The 18,426-nt window shown below is 58.6% G+C and carries 15 protein-coding genes and 1 pseudogene; 11 read left to right on the forward strand and 5 right to left on the reverse strand.

Translation table 11 applies throughout. The annotated features are described in order from the left end of the window. Positions 1-13 precede the first annotated feature (13 nt). Entirely contained in the window at positions 14-979 is a 966-nt protein-coding gene (locus DU29_RS0102385) for an alpha/beta fold hydrolase (RefSeq protein ID WP_050483054.1), read from the reverse strand. Positions 980-1,091: 112 nt separating this feature from the next. After that, positions 1,092-1,832: an SDR family NAD(P)-dependent oxidoreductase gene (locus DU29_RS0102390; RefSeq protein WP_028620262.1), complete on the reverse strand. Its 741-nt coding sequence runs from the start codon at positions 1,830-1,832 to the stop codon at positions 1,092-1,094. Positions 1,833-1,934: 102 nt separating this feature from the next. Here DU29_RS0102390 and DU29_RS01000000129385 point away from each other — a divergent pair, with 102 nt between their 5' ends. Both DU29_RS01000000129385 and DU29_RS0102400 read left to right on the forward strand, forming a co-directional pair. Further along, positions 1,935-2,588, forward strand: a complete 654-nt coding sequence (locus DU29_RS01000000129385) for a TetR/AcrR family transcriptional regulator (protein ID WP_050483055.1) — start codon at positions 1,935-1,937, stop codon at positions 2,586-2,588. Between the two features lie 84 nt (positions 2,589-2,672). Continuing rightward, entirely contained in the window at positions 2,673-3,584 is a 912-nt protein-coding gene (locus DU29_RS0102400; RefSeq protein ID WP_028620263.1) for a LysR substrate-binding domain-containing protein, read from the forward strand. 71 nt (positions 3,585-3,655) lie between these two features. On the opposite strand, the gene DU29_RS0102405 is transcribed toward DU29_RS0102400, so the two are convergent. Beyond that, positions 3,656-4,324, reverse strand: a complete 669-nt coding sequence (locus tag DU29_RS0102405) for an FMN-dependent NADH-azoreductase (protein ID WP_028620264.1) — start codon at positions 4,322-4,324, stop codon at positions 3,656-3,658. A 374-nt stretch (positions 4,325-4,698) separates the two neighbouring features. Here DU29_RS0102405 and DU29_RS0102415 point away from each other — a divergent pair, with 374 nt between their 5' ends. Beyond that, positions 4,699-6,210, forward strand: coding sequence for a Fic family protein (locus DU29_RS0102415; protein ID WP_028620265.1), 1,512 nt, complete (start codon positions 4,699-4,701; stop codon positions 6,208-6,210). A 27-nt stretch (positions 6,211-6,237) separates the two neighbouring features. Beyond that, entirely contained in the window at positions 6,238-6,879 is a 642-nt protein-coding gene (locus DU29_RS0102420) for a dTMP kinase (RefSeq protein WP_028620266.1), read from the forward strand. Positions 6,880-6,922: 43 nt separating this feature from the next. Here DU29_RS0102420 and DU29_RS0102425 read toward each other — a convergent pair whose 3' ends face one another. Beyond that, entirely contained in the window at positions 6,923-9,292 is a 2,370-nt protein-coding gene (locus DU29_RS0102425) for a tetratricopeptide repeat protein (RefSeq protein ID WP_028620267.1), read from the reverse strand. A 369-nt stretch (positions 9,293-9,661) separates the two neighbouring features. On the opposite strand from DU29_RS0102425, the gene DU29_RS0102430 reads away from it, so the two are divergent. From DU29_RS0102430 to DU29_RS0102440, 4 genes and pseudogenes are all read left to right on the forward strand, one after another. Beyond that, positions 9,662-10,444, forward strand: a complete 783-nt coding sequence (locus DU29_RS0102430) for an SDR family NAD(P)-dependent oxidoreductase (protein WP_028620268.1) — start codon at positions 9,662-9,664, stop codon at positions 10,442-10,444. A 70-nt stretch (positions 10,445-10,514) separates the two neighbouring features. Next, positions 10,515-10,622 (forward strand): annotated as a pseudogene (locus DU29_RS1000000133115) (proline racemase family protein); the annotation flags it as partial. Positions 10,623-10,716: 94 nt separating this feature from the next. Further along, positions 10,717-11,451 carry an AzlC family ABC transporter permease gene (locus tag DU29_RS0102435; RefSeq protein ID WP_028620269.1) on the forward strand — a complete coding sequence of 245 codons (735 nt, stop codon included), beginning with the start codon at positions 10,717-10,719 and terminating at the stop codon, positions 11,449-11,451. Continuing rightward, a complete protein-coding gene (locus DU29_RS0102440; RefSeq protein WP_028620270.1) occupies positions 11,448-11,774 on the forward strand; it encodes an AzlD domain-containing protein in 327 nt (108 codons plus the stop codon). The genes DU29_RS0102435 and DU29_RS0102440 overlap by 4 nt, the downstream gene beginning before the upstream one ends. 70 nt (positions 11,775-11,844) lie before the next feature. On the opposite strand, the gene nhaA is transcribed toward DU29_RS0102440, so the two are convergent. Then, positions 11,845-13,218 (reverse strand): Na+/H+ antiporter NhaA, encoded by a 1,374-nt coding sequence (nhaA, locus tag DU29_RS0102445; RefSeq protein WP_028620271.1) that lies wholly within the window; start codon positions 13,216-13,218, stop codon positions 11,845-11,847. A gap of 657 nt (positions 13,219-13,875) precedes the next feature. Here nhaA and DU29_RS0102450 point away from each other — a divergent pair. From DU29_RS0102450 to DU29_RS0102460, 3 genes are read left to right on the forward strand one after another with little or no spacing between them, the layout of a single operon-like run. After that, positions 13,876-15,597: a type I secretion system permease/ATPase gene (locus DU29_RS0102450; protein WP_028620272.1), complete on the forward strand. Its 1,722-nt coding sequence runs from the start codon at positions 13,876-13,878 to the stop codon at positions 15,595-15,597. Further along, positions 15,590-16,954 carry an HlyD family type I secretion periplasmic adaptor subunit gene (locus DU29_RS0102455; RefSeq protein WP_028620273.1) on the forward strand — a complete coding sequence of 455 codons (1,365 nt, stop codon included), beginning with the start codon at positions 15,590-15,592 and terminating at the stop codon, positions 16,952-16,954. Before DU29_RS0102450 ends, DU29_RS0102455 begins: the two co-directional genes overlap by 8 nt. Positions 16,955-16,956: 2 nt before the next feature. After that, entirely contained in the window at positions 16,957-18,306 is a 1,350-nt protein-coding gene (locus tag DU29_RS0102460; RefSeq protein WP_028620274.1) for a TolC family outer membrane protein, read from the forward strand. Positions 18,307-18,426 lie beyond the last annotated feature (120 nt).

Below are 18,426 nucleotides of genomic sequence, written 5' to 3' on the forward strand. Positions count from 1 at the left end.
GCATTCATTACGCTCATTTATCGGCGAGAAAATTTATTATTGTCGAGTTGAGTTCTGCGGGACATTCCTCCGGCATCCAATGACCACAATTCGGGATGACGACTCCCTTCATATTGGTAGCATACTTGGCGAGTTGATCGACTTGAAACTGTCCGACGGATACGGGCGAGCCTCCGCCGATTGCCATGGTCTTCATCGTCAACTTGTTCTTGAACAGAGGGATGTTGCGCTGTTGAGTCTCAGGCAGGGCGCGGTAATATTCCATCGCGGCGTGAAATGATTGAGGCTTGGAATATGAGCGCGCGTAGAGGCCTATAAGTTCGGACGTAAACACTTCTTTGTTGACGGCATGTGATTTTATGAAGTGCTCGAAGAATGAAACCTCTCTGCCCGCAACCAGCGTCTCTGCCAGGTTATTACCGGCGGCAAAGAAGCTGAAATGCCACATTGGCGACTCTCCCTGCGGAGTGAAGGACGGGAAGGTGTAAATCCCTTCGTCGGGCAGGGGGGCCTCCATAAATACAACATGTTTGAAATCAGCCTGATGTTCGGCAACCATCGGGAATGTGTTCCAGTTGCCAATGTCATGCGACACGAGATCCATCTGTCCATTCTGACTATGCGACTTGGCGAACTGATAGATAAGTTTGGCAACGTCCTGGCCGGCATAGGACTTCGGCGCGTCCGATTGGCCAAGGCCGGGTAAATCGATCGCCACAACAGTATGATTTTTTGCAAGCAGCGGCATTAGCTCGTTCCACTCATACCAGGTTTGCGCGAAGCCATGGACGAGAAGTACCAGCGGCCCCTTGCCGCCTTTGAGATAGTGAATTTTGACGCCGTCCACCGTCTGATAGGCGGGTGTAAACCCCTCGGGCGCCGGAAACTCTTCCGTGGGCATTTCGGGCGCGGCTAATGTTGGTAATGCTAGCAACAGGGCAAGTGCGAAAGTTGTTGCTTTCAAGAGTTTGGCAAACATGGCGTTCCCCTTTGCGTTTATGAACTCGGTTTTGCCACCACCAAGCTGATGGCAGGCCCAAGTACCCAGCGCACTTGCTTGGGCCGTGCGTCATCAGAGCGGATGGCAGCCTTCATGCGTTGGCGCCGCCATCGATGGTTAAACCAGTGCCGTTGATCGAGCGAGCTTCGTCTCCAGCAACAAATGCAACCAGCGCTGCAACATCCTCTGCTCGGCCGTACGTCTTGATCGCCATGCGGTTCAGTTGGCCGTCAGAACCCGGCCCACTGGCGGGGTTCATGTCCGTGTCAGTAGAGCCCGGATGGACAATATTGACGGTGATGCCTCTCGGTCCAAGGTCCCGTGCCAGGCCTTTGGTCCAGCCGATCAGGGCCGCTTTGCTCATCGAGTACAAGCTCAGCCCCTCGCCAGGCACTTGTTCGGCAAGGTTGCTGCCGATGGAAATAATTCTGCCGCCATTTGGCAGGTAAGCCAGCGCTGCCTGGGAGGCCAGCAGCACCGCTCGTATGTTTACCGCCAACGTGTCGTCGATGTCTTGCACACTCATGGCTTCAACCGGGCCACCCCGCATGATGCCGGCGTTGTTGACCAGGATATCGAGCCCACCCAGTTCAGCGGCTGCGCCATCGACTGCCTGGCGGACCGAATCTGGCGATGCTGCGTCCATCTGGATCGCCACCGCGTGGCGGCCAGCATTGCGAAGCTCTGCGACGATGAGCTGGGCGGCAGCGGCGGATTGCTCGTAAGCAATCGCGACGTCAGCGCCTTCAGCTGCAAGCCTGCGAGCAATGGCCGCGCCGATGCCGCGGCTTCCACCGGTGACAAATGCGCGCTTTCCGATAAGTGACGACATGGTGAAACCTCTATTTATGTAATGATCGGCACACAACATAATTCTTACGGAAAACCCCGTCAACGATTAATATATCGATCGACACATAATTGGAGCTATCAAATGGCGGTTCGTGGACGACCCCGAAATTTCGATACAGAGAAAAGCCTTGCCAAGGCAATGGAAGTTTTCTGGGAGAAGGGTTACGAAGGTGCTTCGATGGCGGAATTGACTGCCGCAATGGGCATCGGCTCGCCAAGCCTGTATGCGGCTTTCGGGTCCAAGGAAAAACTGTTCAGGGAGGCCATAGACCTTTATAACGCGACCGATGGCGCGGCGGTTTGGCGTGAAACGCTCGCCGCGCCCACGGCCTATGGTGCTGTAGAGGCGTTCCTGATGACTTCAGCCGTTCAATTCAGCACGCTTGATAAACCCAGCGGGTGCTTCATTACCCTTTCAGTCTTGCACTTGACCCCAGCCAGTGCCGCTGTCAGCGCCGAGCTGTCCGCCAGAAGAGTCCACAATGTCCAGATTCTTGCCGATAAGCTGGCTCAAGGCGTCCCAAGCGGTGAGGTCGACGAAAGGGTAAACGTAGAGACGGTCGCGCGTTTTTTCATCACCGTGCAACAGGGTATGTCGATTCAAGCGCGCGATGGCGCCAGTCGCCAAAAGCTCGAAGAGATCGCTTACAGCGCGTTGGCCGCTTGGCCGGCCCTGACGGGCGCTGATGGAGCAACAGGGACACGCGACACTGATGTAATGCGACCGGGCTCATGACACTGGGCGCCTGCTGTCTAATGTGGTCTGCCGGCGTAACCCTGAACGTGCTGTCAGTTCAATAACAGGTGTGCGGAGAAAGCCATGCGCAAAATACCCCCTCTCAATTCCGTGCGAGCGTTTGAGGCTGTAGCTCGTCATCAGAGCTTTTCCATGGCTGCCAATGAGCTTTCGGTCACTGTCGCAGCGGTCAGTCATCAGGTCCGGCAACTGGAAGACGGATTGGGGCAAAAGCTCCTGGAACGCGGGCGGACCGTCACCCTCACGTCCGCCGGCAAAGCCATCTACCCGCTGTTGCGAGACAGCTTTGACCAGATAGCTCAAGCATTTGCCCTGATCGGTACGCCAGCCGAGGGGGACGCCATTGAGGTGTCCACTACGCGCGCGTTCGCGGAAAGATGGCTGATGCCGCGCCTGGCGAAATTCAACGCGATCCATCCCGATATAGTGGTGTCCATTCATGCCTCGGAGAAAGTCATGGACTTGCGCTCCGAGAAGATCGATCTCGCGATTCGATATGGTCTGCCCGATGCCAATGCCCGTGGACCCGTATTGTTCGAGGATCGCTACGTTGCGGTCGCGGACAAAAGCATTTGTCCGGCCGACCGTACCGCAACGATCAACGACTTTCACAACCGCTCGTTACTGGCATTCAAATGGAAAAATCAGTCGCTGGAAGTACCGTCATGGTCGGCCTGGCTGGCCCGCGTCGAGCATGATGCATCACGGCATCTGCGCACCTCCTGGTACAGCGAGGAAACCCTTGCGCTGCATGCGGTCGAGCGCGGGCTGGGGCCGTTGTTGTGCAGCAATGTACTGATCGACGATGAGCTGCGTTCCGGCCGGATGCATCGGGTAGACGGTCCGACCTTGCCCGGATTCACGTATTACCTGATAGAAGACCACCAGCGTGCGCCGCGCCGCAGCCTGTCAGTGTTCAGAGACTGGCTTCTGAGCGAGGCCGGCTCCTTCAAGGAAAATGCTGCGATTGATTGACTCGACATCAATCGACGATCACTTCATGAGACCGGCGACACTTCTCCCCATGTCGCGGCGGCACCTGGCCTTCAGGCTGGCGAGAGCTGGCATTGTTGTTCTGCAATCATCTGCCTGATCAACACGGGAATGGCGTCGAATGCATCGGCGATGGAAGCTTCATAGCGAGCGTCTCCGAATTCCTGATAGTCGATGGAGATGACGTGAGTCTCGTCCACACCCAGGTAGTGCGCACATGTCTGAATGTGGGTGTCGAGGTGGTTCATGTGCTCGCGAACACCACCCGGTCCAAAGCCGAACTCACCCCGGGCAGACAAGATGATCAGCTTCTTGCCACTCATGATCGGCTCCAGCGGATAGTCGCCCCGGTCGAGATCAAACGTAAACGTCTTGCCGATACGAATCACTTTATCGAACCAGGACTTGAGGGTTGCCGGCATTCCGTAGTTGTACATCGGCGTGCCGATCACGATGACATCAGCGCGATCAAGTTCATCGATCAGTTCATCCGAGAGCCGCAGCTCCTCGCGTTTTTCAGGAGTCATTTGCGCTTCGGGGGTAAACACCGCAGCAATCCATTCCTCGGTCAAGTAAGGAGGAGGGGTGTGCCCGACGTCACGGACTATGACGTGTGTTTTGCCGTCGTGGGCTAACCAGGACTCGACGAATGCCTGGGACAGTTTTCGGCTCAGGGAGCGATCAGATCGTGCGCTGGCGTCAATATGTAAAAGAGTGGTCATGTGGCGGCTCCTTTAAAGCTGAGGTGTTATTACCTCAGCGGCTTAAACAAGTTGGCCATAGCGAGCGAGTGTTCGGCTATTGATGTTTATTTGAGCAGCGTCAAATAAAACTCAACAAGAGAGTTTATTTGTCGGGGCGCGAGGGGAGCGATTCACTTGCTGGCCAGCATCATCAGTGAGAATGTCGCCAGGGAGATTCATGGCATCGGCGCGCCGGCGCTGTCACCGTACGCTGAAGCAGGCAAAGAATAGTCCGTATCGTAAATCCGCCATAGCCAGTCAAGAAAAAATCAGGATAATCGCGTGAAGTTAAGATTTTCCTGGCGCGCTGAAGAAAATCGCGCGGCAACAGCACAACATTAAGGATTTGCGCCATGAAATCAGCTGGATATGCCTGGCTGCTGGAATCGCTGCGGCTTTCAGCGTTCCCCTTGCCCCGGCCGGCGAAGGTTCAGCCGGTTACCCGCATCAAGCGGATCGGGGAAACCCTGGCTGTGCCATCCAATATTGTGCCCGCCCCGGATGATCTGCTGGGGCACCTGTTATTCGCGCTCAAGCACGAAGGTATCAACCTCGCCATTCTGGCCCAGGCGCTGCCGCGAATCCCGGCAGCGAGCCTGGAAGCAGAACTGGAACGCGCCCCTAATGGTATCTACATCCGCAAAGCGTGCTTTTTACGTGAAGCGTTCACCGCTGAAGAACTGCGCCAGCACTCGCCAGTGCGAGGTGCCTTTGTCCCACTGTTCGACCCAAAACTGTACGTGACCATGCCCGGCGAGCGTAATTCTCGCTGGCGGGTGGAGTTCAACGGCATCGGGACGATCGCGTATTGCGCCACGGTTGAACGCACCCCCGAGATTGTCGCGCTCATTGAGCACGATATTCTTGCCCGCGCGCAGCAATTCATGCAAAACCTCCCGTCGGGAATGATGGATCGCGCGATCCAGTGGGCGTACCTGCATGAAACCCAGGATTCGTTTGCGATAGAGAAAGAGTCACCCAGCGAGGACAAAGCACGCAAATTCATTAAGTTGCTTCGCCAGGCTCACGAGCGCATTCCACTGAGTGAGGACTACCTGGTCCACCTGCAGAATGCGACTATTTCCAATCCCTTTGACATGGCCGCGGGGTTTCGTCATGAGCAGAACCATTTAGCCAGTGGTCTGCAAGGCGCTGCGGGCGTGACTTACGTCCCGCCCGCGCCAGACCTGTGCCGTGAGCTGATGGAACAGCTCATGGCGCTGGGCAATGACGCTCCAGCGCGCATCGATCCTTTGATAGCGGCGGGAATCATCTCCTTCGGCTTTGTCTTCCTGCACCCCTTCATGGACGGCAACGGACGCCTCTCGCGTTTTCTGATCCACCAGACCTTATGCCGCGCCGGTGCCCTGGAGAACGGGTTGCTGCTGCCTGTTTCTGTCGCCATGAAACGCGAGGAACGCTTGTACCTGGAGACGTTGCAGCAATTCTCCCGCCCGGCGCGAGAGTTCTGGGATGTGCGCTGGATCGATCACGGTCAATACTCGTTCAACTTTATCGGCGACCCGGCGATCTATCGCTATTGGGATGCCACTCCCGGGGTTCGGTTTACCCTGGAAATGGCCCAGCGGGCACTCGAAGTCGAGCTTCGTGAAGAGACAATATTTCTCGAGAACTTCGACAAGGTCGTGAGCGCGGTCAATGACGTGTATGACGTGCGCGGTAGCGACTTGGCCAACCTGGTAATGATGTGCCTGAGCAACAATGGAGCGGTTTCCAATAACCGTCGTAAACAGTACCAATATTCGGTTCAATCCGAGGTGCTGGACTACATTGAGCAGGTCACACAGGCCCTCATCAGAGAGCAAGCGTTGGCAAAACAACCGAGTGAAGACGGCGATGAGTAAGTGGTATCAGCTATCACTGTGTGAAGAATGAATCGTCAGTTGTTCGTTTCTCTGGATGGGCCCAAGGGGACCGGCAAAACCACACTGCTGGAGGCCGTTACGAAAGCATTGCGGGCCGATAACAAAAAAGTGATCCGGCTTTCCGAGCAAAAAAGCGATCCTTACAGGGCTGAAACAATGGCCCTGGTCAACCAGTTCGTGCGAAACCCCACCCGGGATCTGGAGTTGAGAGTCTGTGAGCGTTTTGCTGACAGCCGCGCCTGGATTTCCCGGCACGTGCTGACCAAACAGCCACCCGACAGCATCATCCTGATCGATCGCTGGTACCCGTCGGATGCCGCGTTTCGCCGGTTGATTCCGTTTGCCGAGATTCTGCAATTAAACATTGACCGACACGTGCGGGTGCCGGACCTGCATGTCGGGGTTGTTACCAGCCCTGATATTTCCTGGGCGAGGGCCGCGGCACGGCGGCGCGGGCTGAGCAGTACGGTGATCCATAGGCTGGAAGATCAGGTCGCTTGTACCGAGGCGTTCGAGCGAGCGATCGCAGATTACGGCTGGGTGTTATGCCGTAATGAAGGAACGATCGAAGACGCAACGATGCAGGTGGTCGCCGAGATCTGCAAAGTCCTCGGATGCCCCCCATATCCGTCAACGCAAATCTTGTAGCAACTGGCGCAGCCTGCGTCCGGACGCGAAGCGGTCGTCTTTCTCACTTCAGCGCCGGGTCCTGCGGATTCATCTTCTTCCAGGCCAGCATCACGGCTTGAGCTTTCGGCTCCTGCCCGCTGTCGAGGTAATACTGGATCAACGATAGACGAGCATTTCTGTTTGCGGGCTGCACTTTCAGCAGGCGCTCCAGTTCCTCGCAGGCTTCATTCACTTTGCCGCTTTCATGCAGAGCCACCGCGAGTACATAACCGTACTGGCCGTTCTGGGGTTCCAGTTGCGCGGCTTTCTTCAAGAAAGACATGGCGGCGCCGGTATTACGGGCGCGAATCAGTGACAGTCCTTGGGCATGCTGGACCAACGCTGCATCTGGATGCTGTTGCAGACCTGTGGCCAGCAGTTGCTGCGCTTCCGAACTGCGACCGCCAGCCTCCAGCCACTGCACAAGTGTCACCAGCGCCGGGTAAAAGTCCGGATCGCGTTTGAGCGCGGTGCGCAGCAAGCCTTCGACTTCCGAACTGCGGCCACTGGCCTGATACAGCATTGCCAGGTTCAGGTTGGCCTCTGCGCGCTCGGCAAGGCTTTTTTGCACGGCCTCGTACTCACCGATCGCCGCCTGCCAATTGGCTTGTGCGCCGCCAAGACCATTGGTGCCGACACTCAGCAGCTCCCGCGCTGCCGCGATGCGCACGGCTTTGACCGGATCTCCCAATAATGGCGTGAGCAACGGCGCTCGCTCCGGCGGTGGCAGAAACGCACTGATCGCGCGCACTGCGCTTTCTCGTACTTCTGGCGCGGAGTTTCGAAGAGCCTCGGTCGCCAGTGTCAGCGCCTGCTCGCTCGGGTACAGCGGCAGCTCAGCGAGCAACGTGGCGCGCCGAATCGCCGGCAGGTCGCTACGTTGCAGCTGTTCATCAAGGGCTTGCGCTGCGCCAGGCTGACCATTACGGATCAACCACAGGCTCTCATCGTAACGGGGAGACTGAGGCGCGCTGGAGGCATTCCATGTTTTGAACTGGGCCGTGATTTTGTCGCCTGCCTTGGCTTGGTGGCAGGTGAGGCACGCGTCCGGGGTGCCGAGTTTTTGTGCCCGCTCCGGGTTCGGGATGCTGAAGCTGTGGTCGTGGCGAAAGTCGTTGCCCATGTAAAACTTGCCGGGCATGTGGCAATCCACGCATTGCGAACCGGGTGTGCCCGGAGCATGACGAGTGTGTTCGATGGCGTCGTAGTTCTTCGCTTGCAGGCCCTGGCCGTCAACGCCTGCGACCGATGTCTTGCCAGCCGTGTTGTGGCATTGCAGGCAAACGCCGTTACCGGTCGCCTTCAATTCGGTGCTGTGCGGGTTATGGCAGTTGCTGCAGCGCACGCCTTTGTCGAACATTTTGCTCTGCGCAAACGAGCCGTGCTCGAAGACTTCGTCCTTGATTTTGCCATTCAGTGCGTAGAGTTCACGCGTCAGCGTACTCGGCAGGTAATCATCCATCAGCCGTTTGCCAACGGTGAAACCGTCACCCAATGGCGCCCGGCGCGCGTGGCAGCGAGCGCATGTTTCGATCTCGACGGTGGCGTCCTTGTCCATGAGGTCCACGGCGAAGCCGGTATGGACCAAATCGGGTTTTTTCGCCGACCATTCGAGGTGATTCGACGCCGGGCCATGGCAAGCCTGACAGCCAACGCCGAGGCTGTACCATTGACTGGCGAAGGTGCCGGTAGTGGCGTCAAAATTGCGCTTGAACCCGGTGCTGTGACATTCCATACACATGAAGTTGGCGTTCTGGCTGGGTTTGCTCCAGTGCAGTGGATTCTTGAAATTCACCCCCTGACCGGCATACAGGTGAAACCAGCGGTTTTTTTCCGTATCCCACGCCACGCCCATTGCTTGCAAGCGACCTTCGCCAACTTCGATCAGGTATTGCTGCAGCGGAGCAATGCCAAAGGTGTAGGCCACTTTGAAGTCGTTGTTCTTGCCATCGAGGCCGGGCGTGTTGACCCAGAACTCATCGCCTTTGCGAGAAAAACGCAAAGTCTCTGTTTCGGCCTTGACCGTGACGTTGTTGAAGTCTCCCAGCATGGTCTCTGCCGTGGCCGGTTGCATTGCCAACTGGTGGTGAGAACCTTGCCAGTCTTTGACCTGCTCACTGTGGCAGCCTTGGCATTGCTGTTCATCGACCATCGTGGCGGGTTTGACCGCTGGTTGTGGCTTGCTGACCGGTGCCGGTGCCGGTGCCGCAGCGATAACGGCAGGTGGAGCTACAGGCTTGGGCGTCACCGGGGCCGGGCTCAACAAAAACCAGCCGATGGCAGCGACAGCCGCCAGCAACACACCGATGGCCAGCGGGTAAAGGTATCGAGCACTGGCCTTGGAAGATGCACCGGGGGTGGCATTGACTGCTTTGTTTTCACTTTTGGGCATTGCGACTTCCATAGTCCTGGTGCGGGTGCCATTTGGCGAAGGTACACATCACGGCGGTCGATTTATTTGCCGCCGGTAAACCAGCGAAAGTATGGATTGGCGCCATCCCCACGTATTACCTCACCGATGTCGCGAGCAGGACCGCTAACGAGCCTATACCGACTTCCTGCAACGGGTCACGCACGGTGTTCTGTTGACTGCGCAACAGGGAGCGGGAGTCATCGATGTTCTACGCTGGCAGAGGAGAGCGGGAGCGTTTGCGGCGGCTATCCTGTTGAATGCGCCACCGCTCGAACCGCTGCACAAGACAGCGTTTCTGAGGGGCAGGGTAAAGGGCTGAGATTGACTTGATGCAAAGGAGCGAGCGCTATGGTTGCGGATTGGTCGGGTCAAGTGGCCCTGATAAGTGGAGCAGGCAGCGAACACGGCATCGGCATGGCCGTAGCCCGGCGCCTTGGCGCACAGGGTGTCCGGTTGATCGTGACGGCCAGTAGCTCGCGCATTGATGAACGTGTCACCGAACTTCGCGCGGCGGGTTTTGAGGCGCAAGGGCGGCCGGCAGATCTCACCAAAGAAGACGAGGTGCGCGCGTTGGTGACGTGGGCGCAAGCGCAGTGGGGGAGGATCGACATTCTGGTGAACAACGCTGGCATGACGATGCAGGGCAGTCCAGAAACCTGCGACGAACTGTCGGACATGAGCCTTGAAGCCTGGAACCTGGCCATCGCGCGCAATCTGACCACGGCGTTCCTGTTAACTCAAAGCGTACTGGCGGGCATGAAGAGCCGCGGGTACGGGCGCGTCGTCAACGTCAGTTCGACCACTGGCACGCGGGCGAGTACACCGGGACAGTCTGCCTACAGTGCAGCAAAAGCTGCGATGGTGGGGATGAGCATGAGCCTGGCGCTGGAAGTTGCCCATCAGGGCATTACGGTCAATTCGTTGGCCCCCGGCTGGATCGCCACCGCATCAACGCTGCTCGAAGAGGTTGAGGCGGCGAAAGCCACTCCAATCAAAAGGGCAGGTCGACCCGAAGAAGTGGCCGCTGCGGTCGCGTTCCTTGCATCACCCGAAGCGAGCTACATCACCGGCGAGTTGCTGGTGGTCGATGGCGGCAATTGTCTGATGGAGGACAAGTCGTTGCGCAGTTGATCGTCTCTTCGAACTTTCAACAGGCGTGCGGCATGGGTGAAGCGCATGACCAATACGATGAAGGTAAGGATTTGACGGCATGCAGCCGAATATCAATGGCTGGGCGTAGACCAGCAGTCACCATACGATTTTCATGGACGACAGAGATCCATTGCGGCATGGTTTTCAGCTTGCCTGAAACGGGAGTGGACAGCGAAGTTCAGCCGTCCACGATCAGGCGCTGGGTCAGTGCAGGGTGATCACTTGCGCGCGGCTGATGTCACGGGAGCAACATGACTTACCGAACGGGAACAGAAGCTTTTGTACAAGGAGTTCGCACGCTGGTTCCGTTGATGCCCGGCGTCATTCCCTTCGGCCTGGTGACCGGGGTGTTGGCGATCGAAATGGGTATGTCGCCCGGCATGAGCATCGGCATGACGTTGCTTTTTTATTCGGGTTCCGCCCAGTTGGTCGCGTTACAGCTGCTCCAAAACGGAGTATTGCCAGCCGCGATTATTGCCACCGCCTTGATTATCAATTTGCGCTTCATGATGTACAGCGCTTCGCTGGCTCCCTACCTGCACCACTTGCCCCGTCGCTACTCGTGGCCGGTGGCATACATGCTGTCCGACCAGTCCTATGCGTTGTCCATCCTGAAGTTTTCATCCGGTGAACTGGGTCGCTTTGGCCCACATTTTCACGCCGGTACAGCCAGTGCCATGTGGCTGACCTGGCAGCTTTCAGTGATTGCCGGCGTGTCCTTGGGCGCAAGCATTCCGCAGACGTGGTCCCTGAGTTTCGCCGTACCGCTTTCATTTCTGGCGTTGCTGGTACCCAACATACGCAGCGCGCCGACCTTGGTCGCTGCAACCGTTGGCGGGCTGATCGCCGTGATGGCGGTTGATCTGCCCTATAACCTGGGTTTGGTGACGGCTTCCATCGGTGGCATTATTGCCGGCCTGCTGACTGAAAGCGTCCGCAAAAAAAAACCTGAGCGGCGCCTGGGCGATCAGGAGGAAAGTCGATGAGTGATCTGGCTTTGTGGGGCATGTTCCTGGCGGTTGGCATCGGGACTTTCGTCATGCGTCTTTCGTTCGTCGAGCTGTATGGCCGCTGGAGAATGCCCGAGTCGCTGAGTCGAGCATTGGTGTATGTACCGGCGAGTGTGCTGGCAGCGCTGGTGTTACCAGCGGTGGTGTATCCGGGTGGCCAAAGTGGATTTGTATTCGATAACCCTCAGATTCCCGCAGCCATTATTGCTGCCTGGGTGGCCTGGAAGACTCGAAGCACAGTGCTGACACTTGTTGCAGGTATGGCAGCACTGTGGGGTATCAAGCTCATGGTTGCGTGAAAGCCGATCGGGGTTTGATCTTCCCAAATCATGCTCTCATTTCTGATCTGGACAGTACCCCACACCGAGCTCATTCGCTCTTTAGTTCCGCCTGTTGAGGCTTGGCGGATCGCCGTAACGCACCCCAAGTAAGGCCCACTATCGCGGCAGCAGCGGAAGCGCATAGCACGCTCAATTTTGCAGCAGCCAGCAGGGCTGCATCGTCAAATGCCAGCGACGCAATGAAGATCGACATGGTAAAGCCAATACCGGCGAGCAGGCCGACGAGGACGATGCCAGGCCAGGTCACCCCGGTGGGAAGCTCACACATTTTCATTTTGACGAGCACGTAGGAGGCCAATATCACCCCTACTGGCTTGCCGACAACCAACGCCAGCACCACCGCGATGAACACATGTTGTGAAAGTGCATTGTCGAGATCGGCGCCTGCGAAGCTCACACCCGCGTTGGCCAATGCGAACAGCGGCATGATGCAGAACGCTACCCATGGATGAAGTGTCATTTGAATACGCTGCACCGGGGAAAGCATCTCCCGCTGCGCTTGAAGGAGCTCTTTCAGTGGCTTGGCGACTGACTGGTCGGGAGTGTCCTTGGCAGAGAATCTATCCAGCAAATCGTGGAAATTTCTCTGGATCATATCCAGTGGTCGTTCTGTCATGGGCATTGAGCGCACTGGGCTCATGAGCCCCAGAAGCACGCCCGCCAGTGTCGGATGCACGCCCGTCTTCAGCAATCCGTACCAGATGATCGCACCCGGCAATATATAAAGAGCCATCCGGCTCAGGCCCATTCGCTGGAACATCAGTAGCAGCAGAATACCGCCTGAGGCGATGGCGATTCCCGTGTAGTCCAGGCTCGCGGTGTAGAACACAGCGATGATCAGAATGGCCACGATGTCATCGATGATCGCCAAGGCCAGCAACAATACCCTCACGCCTCCGGGGATCGACTTGCCCAGCAAGGCAAGCACGCCGACAGCGAATGCGATATCCGTTGCAGTCGGCACGGCCCAGCCGTTACTGGCGGCTGTCCCATGGTTAATCGCAATGTAGATCAACGCCGGAACCACCACGCCACCGAGTGCCGCCCCCATTGGCAGGAGAGCCATCTTGAAGCTGGCCAGGGCGCCATCATGGATTTCCTGACGTATCTCCGCACCAACGACCAGAAAGAAAATGGTCATAAGGCCGTCGTTGACGAGGAAATGAAGGGATCGCGAGACGCTGGCCTCGCCATAACCAATGGTGATTTGCGTATGCCAAAGGTGTTCGTAGCTCTCGGCAAAAGAACTGTTCGCCCACACCAAGGCAACAATGGCTGCAATCAGCAACGCGATCCCGCTGACAGCTTCGATGTGTGAAAACCGTTCAAACGCTGCAAGCGCTTTTTCTGTAAGCACTTGAGGGCGGGGGATAGAAACAGGCAAGGGCTTATTTTCAGGCACTGGTATTCTCCGCTGGCGGCCCGACCAACGCTTGAGATTAACCTGCCCTGCGCATCATGCAGCAGAGCACCCGCCCCGATGGTATGAAATGTACGGGCCTGGGCGCAAATGTTTTGCCCATCAGGCTTGCCGTCTTATCGATCATACCGGTAAATTTATAGCGTTTTGCCATCGCAGCCTGGGACCGTGCGGCCAGGCCGATACTGGATGTCGTTATTAGAGCATTGGGCCGCCGGTCGGGTGCATGAACGGAATAAACAGCTTTGGCAGAGTCGTTGCAGACACAGCGCCATAGGGCGTGAACTCGAAGCATTCCAGAGCAGTGCCGGTGGCAGCGGCTGTCACTGATATCGCGCATTGATGAGCGATCCTGTGCAGTGCTGCACTTTATTGAGGAGGCGCATGGCTGGGAGGCTGGTTGAGCAAGGCCGGTCGGGGGGGGGCAAATCGACCCGCACGTTATCCGCGTCACGACCTGCTGGTGTGACTGGCACTAATCCGAGGTTGGGCTGTCAGTAACTGGCGCCTGTGGGGACTAGGATCGTCTCCGATAGCAAAAGTCAGGCTACGTTTAGTGTTTTCTCCAATGCCTTTGGGCAAAACGCTCGCGATGGATTGCGTCTTGGATCGATTATTTTCTTATGCGGGCAACATTCTATGGGTTTGCTTCTCGATCCTCGTCACGACATTGATGCCGCTTTATTGAGCTATCGCCGGGTGTTCTGGTCACTGGCGCTGTTCAGTGGTGTGATCAACCTGCTGGTGCTGGTGCCGTCGCTCTACATGATGCAGGTGTATGACCGGGTTCTTACCAGTCGCAATGAAACCACCCTGATGATGCTCACCCTGATCGCGGTGGGACTGTTCATGTTCAGTGCCTTGATCGAATGGGTGCGCGGCGAGGTGATGATTCGCATGAGCGCCGGGCTGGACGAGGCCCTGGGCGAGCGGATTTTCGACGCCGCGTTCGCCCGCAGCCTGCGTGAGCACAACGCCAACCCGGCGCAAGTGCTGACCGATCTGGCGACACTGCGGCAGTTGATCACAGGCCAGGGCCTGATTGCCTTGTTCGATGCGCCCTGGTTGCCGATTTTCCTGGTGGTCGCGTTCATCTTCCATCCCTGGTTCGGCGTGCTGACGCTGGTGCTCGCCCTGGTGCTGGTCGGCCTGGCGCTGTGGGGCGAGTTGGCGACACGCGCGCGTCTGGGCGAGGCCAATCGGCTGGGCGTGCAGTCGTCGATCTATGTCAACAGCACCTTGCAAAATGCCGAAGTGATTCAGGCCCTCGGCATGCTCGGCCCGTTGCGCCAGCGCTGGAGCCTGCTGCAGCAACGCATCATCGCCGCTCAGGCGCATGCCAGCGATCGCAGCGCACGCATCACGTCGGCCACCCGCTTCGTGCGTATCTCGGGGCAGTCGCTGGCCCTCGGTCTGGGGGCATTGCTGGTACTTGAGGGGCAAATATCGGCGGGCATGATGATTGCGATGTCGCTGTTGCTGGGGCGAGCTCTGGCGCCAGTGGAAATCGCCATTGGTTCGTGGAAGCAATTCACCTCTGGACGCCAGAGTTACCAGCGCTTGAGTCAACTGCTCGATCAGCACCCGCGCGAGCGTCTGCGCATGCCGTTGCCGGCGCCTACCGGCGCGTTGCGTCTGGAGCAACTGTATGCCGGCCCGCCAGGCACTGCGCAGCCGATTTTGCGCGGGATCAATTTCAGCCTGGCCAAAGGTGAAGTGCTCGCCGTCGTCGGCCCCAGCGCCAGCGGCAAATCAACGCTGGCGCGGACGTTGGTCGGGGTCTGGCCGGCCATGGGCGGCTCAGTGCGTCTGGACGACGCCGAGATCAGTCAATGGTCCCACGACGCGCTGGGTCCGCACCTTGGCTACCTGCCGCAGGACATCGAACTGTTCGACGGCAGCGTGGCCGACAACATTGCCCGTTTTGGCGAGCAAGACGCCGACAAGATCATCGCTGCCGGGCGTCATGCCGGCATTCACGAAATGATCCTGAGGTTTCCCAAGGGTTATGACACGCCGCTGGGCCCCGGCGGGCTGGGTCTGTCCGGTGGACAGAAGCAGCGCCTCGGCCTGGCGCGTGCGCTCTACGGGCGCCCGTCGCTGATCGTGCTCGATGAGCCCAATTCGAACCTGGATGAAGCAGGCGAGCTGGCACTGGTGCAGGCGATCAGTGCGCTCAAGGCTGCGGGCAGCACCGTGGTGCTGATCACCCATCGGCCAAATGTGCTGGCAGTGGCCGATCACATCCTGGTGCTCAAGGACGGTACTCAACAAGCCTTCGGTCCACGGGACCGGGTGCTCAAGGCATTGATGCCCGCGCCAAAAGCGGTAGTGATCAGGGAGGCCGGAAAAGATGCGTGATGTAACCCCAGCAGCTGCTCACGATTCGATGCCGAACCTGCGTGACACCACAACGCTGCCCCGCGCCAGTTCTGACGCCGGGGCCGCCGCACGCTACGGCATGGGTTTCCTGATTCTGACGCTCGGCGCCTTCCTGCTCTGGGCGTTCCTGGCGCCGCTCGACCAGGGTGTGGTCGGCAGCGGCACTGTGGTGGTCGCCGGCGAACGCAAGGCGGTGCAATCGCTCGTCGGCGGGGTCGTGGAAAAACTGTCGGCCGGTGATGGTGATCGCGTCACTCAGGGTCAGTTGATGGTGCAGCTCAACACGGTGCAGGCGCAGTCGCAACTGGACGTCACCCGGGGCAAGTTGCTCAACGATCGCGCCGTCGAGGCGCGGTTGATTGCCGAGCGCCTTGGTTCTGCCGAGATTCAATGGCCGGAGGAGCTGACTGAACGCGCCGCCGAGCCGCGCGTCAAGGCCGCGATGGCATTGCAGAGCCAGTTGTTTCTGACCCGCCGGGCAGAGTTGGGCAGCCGCCTGCAGATCATCGAACACGAGGCCGCCGCATTGCAGCAGCAATTGCAGGGCTACGAAGGCGTCAAGCGCAACTACGATGCGCAGATGCGCTTCCAGCAGCAGGAGCTGGAAGGCCTGCGCGATTTGGCCCGTGAGGGCTACGTCCCGCGCAACAAACTCTTCGAGTCCGAGCGCAATGCCGCCCAACTGGCCGGGCAGATTGCGTCCGGGATCGGCGATGTCGGGCGCACGCGCCAGGCGATCAACGAAAGCCGTCTTAAGGCGTTGCAGGCGCAGCAGGAGTTTCGCCGTGATGCTGAAACCCAGCTCAGCGAAGTCTCTGCCGAGGCTGCGGGTTTTGCCGATCAGATGCGTGCCTTGCAGTTTGAAGTCGACAACGCGGCGATCCGTGCGCCGGTGTCGGGGCAGGTCATGGACGTGAGCATTCATACGGTCGGCGGCGTGGTGCAGGCCGGTCAAACGCTGATGCAGGTGGTACCGCTGGATGCGCCAATGGCAATCACGGCGCGATTCGAGCCACTGATGGCGAACAAATTGCGCCCGGGGTTGCCGGTGCATGTGCATTTCACAGCGCTGCAACGGGTCGATACGCCGACGGTCACTGGCACGGTGAGCACGGTGTCGGCGGACCAGTTGATTGATGAGCAGACGAAGCAACCGTACTTTTCCGCCAAGGTCGAAATCCCCGCTGAGACCGTCGCCTCGCTGCAGACAGCCGGGCTGCTGGTGCGTCCGGGCATGCTCGCCGATGTCACCGTGGTAACGGGGGAACGTACTTTGATGAATTACCTGATGAAACCGTTGCGTGAGCGCTTGCTCGCAGCGTTCAAAGAGGAATGAGCATGACCGCCCGTTGTCGCTATCGCTCCGGCATGTTGCTGGGTTTGTGTACGGGTTGGGCCGCGCTCAGTCCCGTTTGGGCCGCCGACAACGGCTTGAGCCTGACCGCTGCTTACGACGCCTCGCGCCTCAATGATCCGACCGTGCAGTCGGCCGCCCATGCGTTCGATGCGTCGACCCATGAAGAGGCGATCGGCCGTGGCGGGCTCTATCCGCAAGTGTCGCTGAGCTCGCGCTACGGCTACGGCGGGCGCACCGACGGCGGCGACGATACCAGCTACGTCAACAGCAACGACTACCAGGCAAACAACATCACGCTCGCGGCGCAGCAGCCGCTCTATGACAAGGCGCGCTGGGCCGCGTATCAAGAGGGCAAGGCGCGCGGCCGGTTGGGCACGCAGATGTTCGATGTCGCAACACAGGCCCTGTTCGACCGGGTTGCCAAGGGCTATTTCGATGTCGCCCGGGCCGAGAACGAGATCAAGTTGATCGCCCAGCAAAAGGCGGCCATCAGCGGCTTGGTGACCCAGAGCAAAAAGCTTTATCAGGGCGGGCAGGGTGCAGTCACTGATATCGATGAGGCGCAGGCGCGACTTGATCTGGTCGACGCCCAGGAGGCGGAAGCCCAGGCCCGCCGCGTGGCTGCGTTGCGGGCATTGTCCGGTCGCTCCAACGTGCCTATCGACGACATTCAGCCGATGCGCGAAGAAGTCGCCGCAGGTAACCCGATCCCGCCGGAACGTGACTTGCCTTACTGGACCGCGATTGCCCGCGAAGCCAGCCCCGAGCTGGCCGCCCGGCTGGCGACGGTGAAAGTTGCCGAGGCCCAGGCCGACAGCCAGCGCGCCGGGCATTATCCGACGTTGTCGCTGACTACTCAGCTGAGCCGCCGGGAAACCCGTCAATACCAGGACCTCGACCCGCGCCAGGATTCCTATTACGTCGGGGTTCAGCTGGATATTCCGCTGTATCGCGGCGGGGCGGTACGCGCCTCGGTGGCCAAGGCTGAAGCGCAACTGGCCGGCGCCCAGTCCGACTATGACGTGCAGCGCCAGCAATTGGCCGAAGACATCGAGGCTGATTACCTGGGCGTTGTTGCCGGATTTACCAAAAGCAAGGCGATGCAACGGGCGGTGGAATCCAACCAGCGGGCGCTGATCTCCACCGAGAAAGGTTTTCAGGGAGGCGTGCGCTCCACTGTGGATATTCTTGATGCGCAGCAGCGCGTGTTCCAGGCACGTCGAGACCTGCTCAACACCAAACTCGACATGTTGCAAAGCTACGTCAGCCTGCACACCCACACCGGCCAGATGAACCGCGCGGTGCTGGACCAGGTGGAAGACCTGTTCTGAAGTGGGGAAGCCCTGAATTCGCAGGCGCGAGCCTGATTTTGTGAACGCAACAGATACATTGTAGGAGTGAGCCTGCTCGCGAATGCGGTGTGTCATTCAACATATATAATGAATGTGCCA

The organism is Pseudomonas sp. Ant30-3 (genome assembly GCF_000690905.1).
Lineage (GTDB): Bacteria > Pseudomonadota > Gammaproteobacteria > Pseudomonadales > Pseudomonadaceae > Aquipseudomonas.